Source organism: Rhizobium sp. 01T437, assembly GCF_056398505.1.
In genome coordinates this window covers 194,730-207,345 of sequence record NZ_JBFTPM010000009.1, presented here as the reverse complement: position 1 = coordinate 207,345, position 12,616 = coordinate 194,730, and the positions used below count along the sequence as shown (strand labels likewise).

Here is a 12,616-nt window from a genome sequence, read left to right as displayed (position 1 = left end):
CTATTTATATTCGATCTCGATGAAGGACATGGGCTGGTCGCCCGCATTGACGACATTGTGCTCGGTGCCGGCCTCGCGGCGATAGGCAGCGCCCTTGGCAACATCCACCCGCCGGCTTCCCTCGGCATCCTCGATCAGGAACTGGCAGTCGGTCATCGGCACGACCACATAGCCGAACCCATGTGTATGAACGCCGGTATCGGCACCCGGCTCGAAATCCCATTGGGTGATGCGCACGACGGCATCATCAAGGATCAGCGTCGCAAGCGCCGGCGGACGGGCGCGATATTGGCTCAACGGTGTCTCCATTGGCTGTGTCGATGCTTCAAGTCCTACCATGCCGGCGTGACAGCGCATACAAATATGACGTCGCAGTGAACTTAGTGATTGTGGGGCAGACAGTCCTTTGCTAATCAGGCGACGTTTTGGCGAAGCGGCATTCGCTTCAGCTCTGGTGGGGCGTAGCCAAGCGGTAAGGCAGCGGTTTTTGGTACCGCCATCCCCTGGTTCGAATCCAGGCGCCCCAGCCACATCTCTCGGACAACCCGTTCACCTGTTCGCTGCCCCTGCGGCAATCGTCAGCACAAGCTCATCTACCTCGCGCGCAAGGCGCTCGGGGGGCAGGCCGACGAAGCGGCCTTCGAGACTGATGCTGACGACGCCGTGAACGGCGCCGAACAGGGTGCGGGCGCGGATGGCTCTGTCTTCCGCCGGCATATCGGGTTGCAGTTCGGCAAGCGGGTCGGCGATCACGTCCATCAGGAAGAGATGCTCATCGAGATGCCATTGCGGCGTCGGGCTGGTTTCGGGCGGAAAGTGGTCGAACAGCGCCTTCCAGAGATTTCGGTTTTCGACCGCAAAACTTAAATATCCCTGCGCCAGCTTACGCAGCCGGTCTGTCGGCGTCCTGTCCCTGGTTTCGGGTAGCGTCAGCCTTGCCTCCAGCGCCTTTAGCGTTGTGGAGTTCACGTGGATGACGAGTTCGGAGAGATCGGCGAAGACCGTATAGAGCCCACCGAGCGCACACCCGGCATCCTGTGTGATGTCGCGCGCCCTGAGATTGGTGAGCCCTTCCTGGGCAATCCGGTTTCGCGCCGCATCGATCAGCCGTGTCTTCAGATCCTCGCGTTTTTCTTCTCTTTTGCCGGCCATTAACCATCTCGCTTCGATTTTATGAACGGTGTTCAAAATTATTCTTGAACACCGTTCACGATTCTGCCATAACTCAACTCATGAACAACGTTCATAAACCGGAGGAAGGAAATGTTCAAACTGATTTCGACTTTGCTGCGGGGCAGGGCTCACGATGCCGAACAGGCCTTTGCCGATCGCAATGCTGTACCTCTGCTCGCCCAGCAGATCCGCGATGCCGCACAATCGATCCAGTCGGCCCGTCGCAGCGTGGCGATCGCCATTGCCCAGAACGAGCAGGAGCGGATCCAGCATGCGACGATCATCTCCCGGATCGATGACCTCGAAACCCGTGCCTCTGCTGCACTTACCAAGGGCAATGAAGCGCTGGCCCGGGAGGCCGCCGAAGCGATCGCTTATCTCGAAGCCGAGCGTGATCAATCCGAAAAGGCCCAGGCCCAGTTCACCACCGCAATCGATAAACTGAAGGGAATTGTCCGCGTCTCAGAAACGCGGCTGCAGGAACTCCAGCGTGGCGAGCGCCTGGCCCGCGCCACCGAAGAGGCCCAGAAGCTCGATGTCGCCGTGGCCAATCCAGGTCTTGCGACGCTTGACGATGCGGAGGAGACCCTTGCGCGCCTTCGCATCCGCCAGAACCAGAATGAGATGACTGCCTCGGCCCTGAAGGCGATGGAGACATCAACTGTTCCCGCCGGCATCATCGAGAAGCTTGCCAAGGCCGGATGCGGCGCGCCTCTGCGCTCCTCCGCCGACGATGTGCTCGCGCGTCTGCGCAGCCGCATCAATCCCGCCGCTTAAAGTCAACACCATCAAACCTGAGGGAATCACGACAATGAACGACAGTTTCCAGAAACATTCCGCCAGCTGGGTCAGCTTCTCCTACATCTCTTTCGGTGCAGCAGCCTTCATGCTGGCTCTCGGCCTCTATATGATGCCGCTCGATCTCTGGGGCAAAGGCTATCTGGCGATGGGCATTCTGATGCTGGTGCAGACGACGGTGAATATAACCAAGACGCTGCGCGACAATGCCGAATCCGAAAAGCTGATCCGTAAGGTTGAAGACGCCCGCACCGAGAAGCTGCTCGTCAAGTTCAATCGTAACGGTGAAGATTGATCTTCGTTAACTACACCATAGGGTTGTTATCGTGCTCAACTTTTGCGTAACAACTCTATGGCTTTGTCTGTGGATCGCACAAGGAGCCAGCCTATGCAACGCAGCCTGATGACTTCGAGGAAATTCGCGCCGTTGTTCTGGACGCAATTCCTGACCGCCTTCAATGACAACTTTCTCAAGAACACCCTTGTGTTCCTGATCCTGTTCCAGATGTCGGCCAATGAAGGTGCCGCACTCGTCACGCTAGCCGGCGTCATCCTCATCGTACCGTTTCTGCTGCTTTCGGCCATCGGCGGGGAACTCGCCGACAAGCACGACAAGGCACGGATCGCCGAACTTCTGAAACGATGCGAGATCGCGGTCGCCGCCCTTGCCGTCATCGGTCTTGCATTCTCGTCCATCTGGATACTGATGGCGGCGCTGTTTGGCTTTGGCGTCGTCTCTGCGCTTTTCGGACCGATCAAATATGGCATCCTGCCCGACCATCTGGAGCGCCGCGACCTGCCGAAGGCCAATGCCTGGATCGAAGGCGGCACCTTCATTGCCATCCTTGCCGGCACGATCGTTGCTGCATTCGCCTTTTCCGGCGGCGACAATGTCCTCGTCTTCGGCACGATGATGATAGGGCTTTCGGTGATCTGCTGGCTTGCCAGCCGGATGATCCCGGCGACCGGCTCCAAGGCTCCCGATCTCAAGATCGACACCAACGTCATCCGCTCCAGCTACAATCTCGTCATGGAAATCCGCAGCGACAAGCGCCTCTGGCGTTCGGCGCTGATGAATTGCTGGTTCTGGCTGGTTGGCGCCTTTGTCCTGTCCATCCTGCCGACCATGGTCACCGAGTTGCTTGGTGGTTCGGAAATCGTCGTGCCGGCCTATCTGACGGTCTTTGCCGTCGCTGTCGCTGTCGGTTCGGCAATCGCTGCCTGGATGTCATCGGGTCGCATCGTGTTGCTGCCGGCGCCGATCGGCACGGCCTTGCTCTCAATCGTCAGCCTCGATCTCGCCTGGAACCTCTGGGGTCTGCAGTCGACCAGCCATGCGACGACCATCCTCACCTTCTTCGCGGGCCAGAACACCATTCGAGTCGCAATCGATCTCGCCGGGATGGCGATCTCCGGCGCCTTCATTGCCGTACCGACCTTCGCTGCATTGCAGACCTGGGCGCATGAAGACCGCCGCGCCCGCGTCATCGGCGCTGCCAATGTCCTATCGGCGCTCTTCATCACCGTCGGCCTTGGTGTCGTTGCCGTCGTCCAGGCTCTGGGCGCCTCCATTCCTGAGATCCTGATCGGCCTCGGCATCATCAATTTCGCCGTTGCCTGGCTGATGCTTAAGACGCTGCCGACCAATGCCTTCCGCGATTTCGTCTCGATCCTCTTCCGCGCCTTCATGCGGCTGGAGGTCGAAGGGCTCGAAAACATCAAGAAGGCAGGTCGCGCACCGATCATCGCGCTCAATCACGTCAGCCTGCTTGATGGTGCGCTGGCACTCGCCATCACCGAGGAAGAACCGGTCTTTGCGGTCGACTACAAGATCGCCCAGGCGTGGTGGGTGAGACCCTTCCTAAAGATGTGCAAATTCCTGCCGCTCGATCCGACCAAGCCGATGGCGACGCGTTCGCTGATCAAGGTGGTACAGGACGGCAGCCCGATCGGCATCTTTCCCGAGGGACGCCTGACAGTGACCGGCACGCTGATGAAGGTCTATGACGGTGCCGCCATGGTCGCGGATAAGACAGGATCGATGGTCGTGCCTGTGCGGATCGACGGCCTGGAGAAGAGCTATCTCTCCTATCTTGACAACGGCAAGATCCGCCGCCGGCTGTTTCCCAAGGTCAAGGTCACCATTCTCGAACCGGTGAAGCTGGAAGTCCCGCCTGAACTCAAGGGTCGCAGGCGCCGCACGGCGGCGGGCGCTGCCCTCTATCAGGTCATGTCGAACCTGATGTTCAGGACCGCCGATACGTCCTCGACCGTCCTTGATCGCATCATTGAGGCAAGCCACGAATTCGGTATGAGCAAGCTCGCCGTCGAAGATCCGGTCACCGGCAAGCTCACCTACGGCAAGCTGCTGACGGGTGCTGCCGTTCTCGGCGCCAAGTTCCGCACCATGTTCCCGGAAAACAACCTCGGCGTCATGCTGCCGAACGCCAATGGCGCTGCCGCCACCCTTCTCGGCGTGATGACGGCGGGCAAGGTGCCGGCCATGCTGAATTTCACCGCCGGTGCGGCCAATATCCTGTCCGCGTGTAAGGCGGCGGAAGTGAAGCATGTCCTCACATCCCGCGCCTTCGTGACGCAGGCCAAGCTCGGCCCTGTTATCGAGGAGATGGAAAAGCAGTTGAAGATCGTCTGGCTTGATGATCTGCGCACCGAAATCGGTCTGGTCAGCAAGATCAGGGGCTATCTGCACAAGGCAAGGCCGCTGGTGAAACGCCAGCCTGATGATCCGGCCGTCATCCTGTTCACCTCGGGTTCCGAAGGCACGCCGAAGGGCGTGGTGCTGACCCATCGCAACATCCTGTCGAACGCCGCCCAAGCCGCCGCCCGCATCGATTTCCACAGCGGCGACAAGGTGTTCAATATCCTGCCGGTCTTCCACTCCTTCGGGCTGACGGCCGGCACCGTGCTGCCGCTGATCTCGGGCGTTCCGGTCTATTTCTATCCGTCGCCGCTGCATTACCGCATCGTGCCGGAACTGATCTATGTCTCGAACGCCACAATCATCTTCGGCACCGACACCTTCCTCAACGGCTATAGCCGGACAGCGCACCCTTATGACTTCCGCTCCATCCGCTACATTTTCTCCGGTGCCGAGCCGGTGAAAGCCTCGACGCGCGCCACCTATATGGAGAAATTCGGCTTGCGCATTCTAGAAGGCTACGGCGTCACCGAGACCGCGCCTGTCATCTCCATCAACACGCCGATGTACAACAGGTCGGGCACGGTCGGCAAAATCCTGCCGGGCATGGAATGGAAGCTCGAACCGGTACCCGGTATCGACGAGGGCGGCCGGCTCGTCGTCCGTGGCGCCAACGTCATGGCGGGTTATCTGCGCGCCGAAAATCCTGGTGTCCTCGAACCGCTCGTCGACGGCTGGCACGATACCGGCGACATCGTCACCATCGATGAGGACGGTTTCGTCAAGATCCGCGGCCGCGCCAAACGCTTTGCAAAGATCGGCGGCGAGATGATCTCGCTCGCAGCCGTCGAGACCCTTGCCGCAGAGCTGTGGCCAGGCGCGCTCTCGGTCGTCTCCTCGATACCCGACGCCAAGAAGGGCGAGCGGCTGGTCCTCCTGACCGATGCGCCGACCGCCACCCGCGCCGAATTCCTCGCTTTCGCCAAATCGAAGGGAGCGATGGACATGATGGTGCCGGCTGAGGTCAACATCGGTGCGGTGCCGGTGCTCGGCTCGGGCAAGGTGGATTTTGTGACGGCGCGAAAAATGGCCGAAAGCGCGGCCCAGCCGGAGCAGGCGGCGTAAAACCGGTCTTCACCGGTCGAACGGCAAGCGCGATGTCTCTGAAAATGAAAACAGGCGGCTCGAAGGCCGCCTGTTTCTGTGTCTCTGAGAGACCGCGCGTTACTTCTGGGCCGGAGCCAGGAATTCTGCGCAGTAGGAAGGACCGTCCACGCCCGGGATGTCGTTGACGGTGCGAATGTCGCGGATCGTGTAGTCGGAATTGGTGGTGATTTCGGCCTGGCAACGCAGGTAGAGCGAGCGGGCCGGGGCAATCTGCTTGCCGCGCTTGCCATCGGCGCCTTCGGCATATTTCGCGGGAACGCGCACCGTCTTGTAACCGCCCTTCCAGCTGTAGATCGTCGACGAGCCTTCGTCGCGATCGCTGAGCGGCGGGCCGTAGGCGGCAAAGAACTTGCCGGCAGACTGGCCGACCCAGCGTCCCTCGACCGGATCGCCGGGAGTGGGTATGGAGGTGCACCCGGCAAGCGCAACGGCAAGTGCCGCGGCCGCGGTCGTGATACGGAGTTTCATCGTGTCGTCCCTGATATCTAGCCAGTGGCTGCGAAGCCGCCTTCGCGACGGTTTCGCCTGTCCCGTCAAGCCCTTTAGCGCGTAACCCGGCAAAAGAAAATTGCCTGTTCGGCGCTTGTGAAGAATTTGCCGGAGGTGTGGCTTTTTGCTGCACGGCCGGCGGGAAGGCGCCGTCATTAGCCTGTCAAAAATTCAGACGACTTTTTGAATTTTGGCGCTTGCGCAACATGATAGGCCGGTCTATAGAGGCGCCGCTGGTCACGGAGTGTAGCGCAGTCTGGTAGCGCACCACGTTCGGGACGTGGGGGTCGAGTGTTCGAATCACTCCACTCCGACCAGCCGAAAAGCCCGCGAAAGCGGGCTTTTTTCTTTTCTGGCATTCTCTCCGCCTGGCACGTCTTTTTATTCCCTCCCTGGCAGCCCGCTCGCAGGAGCCTGACGGGTTCTGTTCCTTCCTTTGCCCACCGATTTGAAATAGCCAAAACGTTAAATTTTAGATGTTGCTAACGAACAAATTGGCGCTAAGCTGGTTTCCTTCGGAGGAGGAAGCATCAATGAAGAAGATGAACAATCGACAAGTTCGAATTCCCGGCCCGAAAGATCAGGATATCACGGAGCATTGCCGAAAATTCGGGATAGGCCCGGCCGAGGAGAAGAAGCTGAAGAAGCTCCTGGGCCATCGGGCGCCACTCCACGAGATCCAGGCGAACGCTTCCACGCCTCAGCCGAAGTGGCGTTAGAGCGAAAGCTTTTCCACCTGAGCTATGAATGTGATGTTGGCGTCAGCCCGCTCTGACACGGCCAAGAGATTTCCCAGATGCTTGAAATAAAAAGCCCCGCCGGTGGCTTTCGGCGGGGTAGATGGGGAAAGCTCTCCGAAAGGTGGCAGGAGAGCTTGGGCATTTCAGCAAGACTGGAAGAATGAGGCGAGGGCACTTTTGCCGGATTCGGTACAGTTCGCTTAAAAACCCATAATTTTTAGTGGGAAAATTTGCGATTTCGGCCTGGCGCCGTTTTTTGGCAAGGGCAGGCACGCCGTCGTAACGGCGAGCCTGCCTTTCTGATGTCGTCAGCCGGCTACCTGCAGCTTGTCCTGCGTCTTCGTGTCGAAGTCGCTGGCGTCATGGCGTTCGTGGAGCTGGCTGGAGGGCTCGCCGCTGAGGCGGTTGACCATGCGGCCGCGCTTGACGGCGGGACGCTCGCCGATCAGGTCGGTCCAGCGCTTCATGTTCTTGTATTCCTGCACCTGCAGGAATTCGGCGGAATCACCATACATCCAGCCCTTCACGAGGCCGCCATACCAGGGCCAGATCGCCATGTCGGCGATGGTGAACTCATCGCCGGCAATATATTCGCTTTCGGCCAGACGCCGGTCGAGCACGTCGAGCTGGCGCTTGGTCTCCATGGCGAAACGGTTGATCGCATATTCGATCTTCGTCGGCGCATAGGCATAGAAATGGCCGAAGCCGCCGCCGAGATAGGGCGCGCTGCCGACCTGCCAGAACAGCCAGGAGAAACACTCGGCGCGCTTGGCCGGGTCGGTCGGCAGGAAGGCGCCGAATTTTTCCGCGAGATAGGTGAGGATCGCGCCGGATTCGAAGATGCGCACCGGCTTTTCGCCGCTGCGGTCCATTAGCGCCGGGATCTTGGAGTTTGGGTTGACCTCGACGAAGCCGCTGCCGAACTGGTCGCCATCGCCGATCCTGATCAGCCAGGCATCATATTCCGCGCCGCTATGGCCAAGCGCCAGCAACTCCTCCAGCATGATCGTCACTTTCACGCCATTCGGTGTTCCAAGCGAATAAAGCTGCAGCGGGTGGCGGCCGACCGGCAACTCTTTTTCACGAGTCGGCCCAGCAATCGGGCGGTTGATGCTGGCGAACTGGCCGCCGCTTTCCTTGTCCCAGGTCCAGATCTTGGGGGGCGTATACTCGGACGAACTGGTCATATGAGCTCCTGACAGAATAACTTCGTGCTTTGCGTGAAAGGCCCAACCCTTAACCTCAATTGGGACCCATGAACATATTGGTAGCAATGAAGTTATTGTCATCGGGGCGGCGGCTTTTTAATTGCCGCCGCCAGAGCCGCGTTAGAAGCTGAGCTTGCTTTTTTGCTGTCCCTCGGCATCGAAGTTTTCGGGTGCCAGCCATGCCTCATAGCCGGCCTTCAGCTTCGGCCAATCGCCGTCCGTCATGGCAAACCAGGCGGTATCGCGATTGCGGCCCTTCTGCACCATATGGTGGCGGAAGATGCCTTCGAAGGCGAAGCCGAAGCGTTGTGCTGCGCGCTTGGACGGTTCGTTGAGATTGTTGCACTTCCATTCGAAACGCCGGTAGCCGAGCGTGTCGAAGACATAAGCGGCGCAGAGATAGAGCGCTTCGGTCGCAACGCGCTTGCGGGCGATCTCAGGTCCCCAGAGGATATTGCCGATCTCGATGACACCGTTGGCGGTATCGATGCGCATCAGTCCCTGTCGGCCCTCGGCGCGTCCCGTTGCCTTGTCGATGACGGCAAAGAACAGCGGGTCTTCGCTTGCGACGGACCTTTCCAGCCAGGGCGTGAAGGCTGCCATATCAGCAGGTGCTGCTTCGAAGAGATAGCGGAAGCGGTCCTCCGCGCCCGGCTGCTGCGCCGAGCGGAGCAGATCGGCGCCGTGCTTTGCGGCGTCCAGCGGTTCCAGGCGGGTGTAGCGGCCTTCAATCGGGGCGCGGGCGGGGCGGGCAACACCCTTCCAGTCGGCAAGATCTTTTGTCATATCCGTCATTCCATTGAACTTATGCATTGAACTCCGACTGCTCTTGCCTTGCAAATGGACTGGAGTAAAAGTCCAGTTCTGAACTTTCTGGCAGACCAGTTGACGCATGACATCGGCACCCACATGGCTGAGCCTCGATCGAAACGGCGGTGACCTGACCGGCCAGATCTATCGAAGCCTGCGCGACCGTATCCTGCTCGGCCAGCTTCCGGCCGGCCATAAGCTGCCATCGACCCGTGCCTTTGCGGCTTCGCTCGGTGTTGCACGCTCCACGGCGGTAGGGGCCTATGACCGCCTGAGATCCGAAGGTTATATCGAGGCGTCTGCCGGTGCTGCGACGCGGGTTGCCGCGCTTGAACGCATGCGGCCCGAGCACCAACGGGACGACCGTGCTCCCGTCGAGGAAAAAAGATCGGACCAGCCTTCCTATCGTGGCCTGTTCCGGCCCGGTGTGCCCGATGTATCAGATTTCCCGCATGCCGCCTGGAGCCGTCATCTTGCCGCACGCAGCCGCTCGCTGCGCATCCATCACCTCGGCTATGAGAACCCGACTGGTATCCGCGAGCTGCGCGAAGCCATCCTTGAGCATATTTCTGCGACGCGCGGCGTGCTCGCCGAGTCGGAGCAGGTCATGATCATGCCCTCCACGCGCGCGGCGATCGACATGCTGGCGAGAACCATGCTGAGAAGGAACGGGCGCAAGACCGCATGGATGGAAGATCCTGGCTACCCTGCTGCGCGCTTGCTGCTCGGCGATGCCGGCGCCGACATCGTGGCGGTTCCCTGCGATGAGCACGGCATTGACGTATCGAAGGCAGAAGGCCCGCAGCCGTCGCTGATCTATGTGACGCCATCCCATCAATATCCGACCGGCGCCACGCTCAGCCTACCGCGCCGGCTGGCGCTGCTGGAGGCGGCGCGCCGTCACGAAAGCCTTATCGTCGAGGATGATTACGACAGCGATTTTCAATATGGCTCCCGGCCGATCGCAGCCTTGCAGGGCATCGACAGGGCGGAGGTCGTGGCCTATGTCGGCACCTTCTCGAAGGTACTGGCACCCGGCCTGCGTGTCGCCTATGCCGTCGTGCCGCGCTGGCTGGTATCAGAGGCTTCGGAGGCGCTGCATCGCAGGGGCGTCGCCGTCTCCACCCATATCCAGGCAGCACTTGCCGATTTCATCAATGAGGGCCGTCTGCGCGCCTATTTGAGGCGCATGAACCAGCAATATGCCGAGCGCATGGCCCGGACGATCGGGATGCTGGAGGGTCATTTTGGCGGAAGGCTTGTCGTTTCGGGTGGCAATGGCGGACTGCAGCTTGCGGCCTGGTTTCGCGATGAGACGGTGGATGACCGGGCGGTCGTCGCGAAGGTGAATGCATCAGGATATGGTCTGATGCCGATGTCGGGTTTCTTTATCGGCAAATCTGCCCCCGGCATTCTCTTCGGTATCTCGCAAGCAGAAGCGGCTGCCGTTCAAAGATTAGCAACCGATCTCAGAGCGATGCTCTAGCCATTTGTTTTCACGCAATTCCGGACGCAAAACCGCTGCGCATTTTTGCCGGAATTACTCAGAAACGCATGCGCCCGGAACTGGTCCGGGCGCAGCGCTCACGTGGATGCCCTTCAAGCGGCGGCGAAGGGCACGGCCACGAAGGTCTTGTTGCCGCCACGTTCGATCAGGAGCAGCACCGACTTGCGGCCAGACTTGCCGGCATCGGCGACGGCGGTCTTGACGTCGTGGGCGTCATGCACCGGCTTGTCGTTGACCGAGACGATCACGTCACCGGGCTGGATGCCGGCCGCAGCGGCCGACTTGTCCGGGTTGACGTTGGCAACGACGGCACCGTTGACGCCGTGGGGCAGGTTGAGCTGCTGGCGGACATCAGGCGTCAGGTCGGCAAGGCCGATGCCGAGGCTCGGCTGGCCGGCAGCCTGGCCCTGGTCGTCGCTGCTTTCGGCGGCGGCCTGCTTCTGCGTGTCTTCATTGCCGCCGACGGTGACGTTGAGATCGACCGTCTTGCCGTCACGCCAGACAGCGAGCGTTTCCTTTGCACCTGGGGACAGATCGGCAACGAGGCGCGACAGGTCCTTCGGCGTCTTGACATTTTCGCTGCCGACGGCGGTTACGATGTCACCCGTCTTGATGCCTGCATGGGCAGCAGGCGTTCCGTTGGTAACGGCGGCAACCAGCGCACCTTCAGCCTTGGAGAGGCCGACAGCATCGGCGACATCCTGCGTGACCGGCTGGATCTGCACGCCGAGATAACCGTGATCGATCGAACCGTCCTTCTGCAGCTTGGCGACGATCGTCTTTGCTTCAGACGAAGGAATGGCGAAGCCGACGCCGACACTGCCGCCGTTCGGCGAATAGATGGCGGTATTGATGCCGACGACATTACCGTCACGATCGACCAGCGGACCGCCGGAATTGCCGTGGTTGATCGGTGCATCGATCTGGATGAAGTCGTCATAGGGGCCGCTATGCAGGTCGCGGCCGCGGGCCGAGACGATGCCGGCCGTCACCGTCGTGCCGATGCCGAACGGGTTGCCGATGGCAAGGATCTGGTCGCCGAGCTTCAGCTTGTCGGAATCGCCCCAGGCGACGGTCGCAAGCGGATGCGGAGCCTGAACCTTCAGAACCGCGAGGTCGGACTTGGCATCGGCGCCAAGCAGCTTGGCCGGCAGTTCGGTGCCGTCATCGAGTGTGACCTTGATGTCGATGGCATTATCGATGACGTGGTTGTTGGTGACGATCACGCCGTCGGGGCTGATGACGAAGCCGGAGCCGAGCGCCATGGCATGCTGCTGCGGTTGCTGCTGCTGTGGTGCCTGGTGCGGCAGAGGAATACCCTGCTGTTCGAAGAACTGGCGGAACTGCTCGTCCATCGGTGAACTGTCGGCGCTGGCGTTGGTCGCCTTCATCGTGGTGGTAATGGTCACCACGGCCGGCTTGTCGGCATCGACGATGGAAGCAAACGAGCCGCTGGAGGCAAGAACGCCGCCGGTCTCGGCCGGTGCAGCAAGAGCCGCCGAGGAAGAGGAGATGGCGAAGGGTAGGGAGGCCGCGCCGAGAACGATGGCCGCTCCGACAAGTGCTGCGGCCCGATGCTTGCGAAGAATGTTTGACATGGTGGAAGTCCCTTGCGAGAGCGTTGGCATTGAGTGGCGTCTTGGTTCCGTGCCATGGACCTTGGCGTCGATAAGTATTGCCGTCAGTTTTTACCGTATATTACCTGGGTTTCGCCTGTATGATGTGGCGAATACTGTGTTCGGGAAGAACTGGCGCTTGATACCTATATGACCCGTTCCTCGGGATTTACAAATTAAACATTGATCATGTTTGTGTTACGGTATTGTAAGACATTACTATAATTTAATCTTGGCTGACCAAGCATTGCCGCAATTCTCCCGGCGCCTGCTGTTGCCCGCACCGCGGGGTGCCAGAATAGTAAAATATATCCCACTTTCCCGTGATCCGCCGGCCGCCAGCCGCGTATTAAATCGAACCATTCGCAACGTTTGTTCATGTTTTTTCGCGGTTTGGTTGAGGCGGAACATTAAAATGTTAGTAGACTCTAAATTAATTTTTCTTCAGA

11 protein-coding genes and 2 tRNA genes are annotated in these 12,616 nt (G+C 60.0%); 7 read left to right on the top strand and 6 right to left on the bottom strand.

Features of this window, described 5'->3' with window-relative positions:
- Positions 1-297 (bottom strand): cupin domain-containing protein, encoded by a 297-nt coding sequence (locus AC1DM5_RS20510; protein WP_007818089.1) that lies wholly within the window; start codon positions 295-297, stop codon positions 1-3.
- 158 nt (positions 298-455) lie between these two features.
- Here AC1DM5_RS20510 and AC1DM5_RS20505 point away from each other — a divergent pair.
- Positions 456-530 (top strand) — tRNA-Gln (locus AC1DM5_RS20505).
- 19 nt (positions 531-549) lie between these two features.
- Here the strand turns inward: AC1DM5_RS20505 and AC1DM5_RS20500 are convergent.
- Complete coding sequence (locus tag AC1DM5_RS20500; RefSeq protein WP_477821848.1) at positions 550-1,152, bottom strand: TetR/AcrR family transcriptional regulator; 603 nt, start codon at positions 1,150-1,152, stop codon at positions 550-552.
- A 111-nt stretch (positions 1,153-1,263) separates the two neighbouring features.
- Between AC1DM5_RS20500 and AC1DM5_RS20495 the strand changes: the two genes are divergently transcribed.
- From AC1DM5_RS20495 to AC1DM5_RS20485, 3 genes are all read left to right on the top strand, one after another.
- Positions 1,264-1,950: a PspA/IM30 family protein gene (locus AC1DM5_RS20495; RefSeq protein ID WP_477821847.1), complete on the top strand. Its 687-nt coding sequence runs from the start codon at positions 1,264-1,266 to the stop codon at positions 1,948-1,950.
- A gap of 34 nt (positions 1,951-1,984) precedes the next feature.
- Complete coding sequence (locus AC1DM5_RS20490) at positions 1,985-2,266, top strand: YiaA/YiaB family inner membrane protein (protein WP_008529123.1); 282 nt, start codon at positions 1,985-1,987, stop codon at positions 2,264-2,266.
- Between the two features lie 93 nt (positions 2,267-2,359).
- The gene (locus AC1DM5_RS20485) at positions 2,360-5,755 is read left to right on the top strand and encodes an acyl-[ACP]--phospholipid O-acyltransferase (RefSeq protein ID WP_477975500.1); all 3,396 of its coding nucleotides are present in this window, start codon (positions 2,360-2,362) and stop codon (positions 5,753-5,755) included.
- Between the two features lie 99 nt (positions 5,756-5,854).
- On the opposite strand, the gene AC1DM5_RS20480 is transcribed toward AC1DM5_RS20485, so the two are convergent.
- The gene (locus tag AC1DM5_RS20480; RefSeq protein ID WP_477821845.1) at positions 5,855-6,265 is read right to left on the bottom strand and encodes a hypothetical protein; all 411 of its coding nucleotides are present in this window, start codon (positions 6,263-6,265) and stop codon (positions 5,855-5,857) included.
- A gap of 261 nt (positions 6,266-6,526) precedes the next feature.
- On the opposite strand from AC1DM5_RS20480, the gene AC1DM5_RS20475 reads away from it, so the two are divergent.
- Both AC1DM5_RS20475 and AC1DM5_RS20470 read left to right on the top strand, forming a co-directional pair.
- Positions 6,527-6,603, top strand: a tRNA-Pro gene (locus AC1DM5_RS20475).
- Between the two features lie 216 nt (positions 6,604-6,819).
- Positions 6,820-7,005, top strand: coding sequence for a hypothetical protein (locus AC1DM5_RS20470; protein ID WP_310378195.1), 186 nt, complete (start codon positions 6,820-6,822; stop codon positions 7,003-7,005).
- A gap of 329 nt (positions 7,006-7,334) precedes the next feature.
- Here AC1DM5_RS20470 and yghU read toward each other — a convergent pair whose 3' ends face one another.
- Together yghU and AC1DM5_RS20460 are read right to left on the bottom strand one after the other, a co-directional pair.
- Positions 7,335-8,213, bottom strand: a complete 879-nt coding sequence (gene yghU, locus AC1DM5_RS20465) for a glutathione-dependent disulfide-bond oxidoreductase (protein WP_477821844.1) — start codon at positions 8,211-8,213, stop codon at positions 7,335-7,337.
- A gap of 141 nt (positions 8,214-8,354) precedes the next feature.
- The gene (locus tag AC1DM5_RS20460; RefSeq protein ID WP_477821843.1) at positions 8,355-9,020 is read right to left on the bottom strand and encodes a GNAT family N-acetyltransferase; all 666 of its coding nucleotides are present in this window, start codon (positions 9,018-9,020) and stop codon (positions 8,355-8,357) included.
- A 106-nt stretch (positions 9,021-9,126) separates the two neighbouring features.
- On the opposite strand from AC1DM5_RS20460, the gene pdxR reads away from it, so the two are divergent.
- Positions 9,127-10,530, top strand: coding sequence for a MocR-like pyridoxine biosynthesis transcription factor PdxR (pdxR, locus tag AC1DM5_RS20455; protein WP_477821842.1), 1,404 nt, complete (start codon positions 9,127-9,129; stop codon positions 10,528-10,530).
- A gap of 113 nt (positions 10,531-10,643) precedes the next feature.
- On the opposite strand, the gene AC1DM5_RS20450 is transcribed toward pdxR, so the two are convergent.
- Positions 10,644-12,149 carry a DegQ family serine endoprotease gene (locus AC1DM5_RS20450; protein ID WP_477821841.1) on the bottom strand — a complete coding sequence of 502 codons (1,506 nt, stop codon included), beginning with the start codon at positions 12,147-12,149 and terminating at the stop codon, positions 10,644-10,646.
- Between the last annotated feature and the right edge of the window lie 467 nt (positions 12,150-12,616).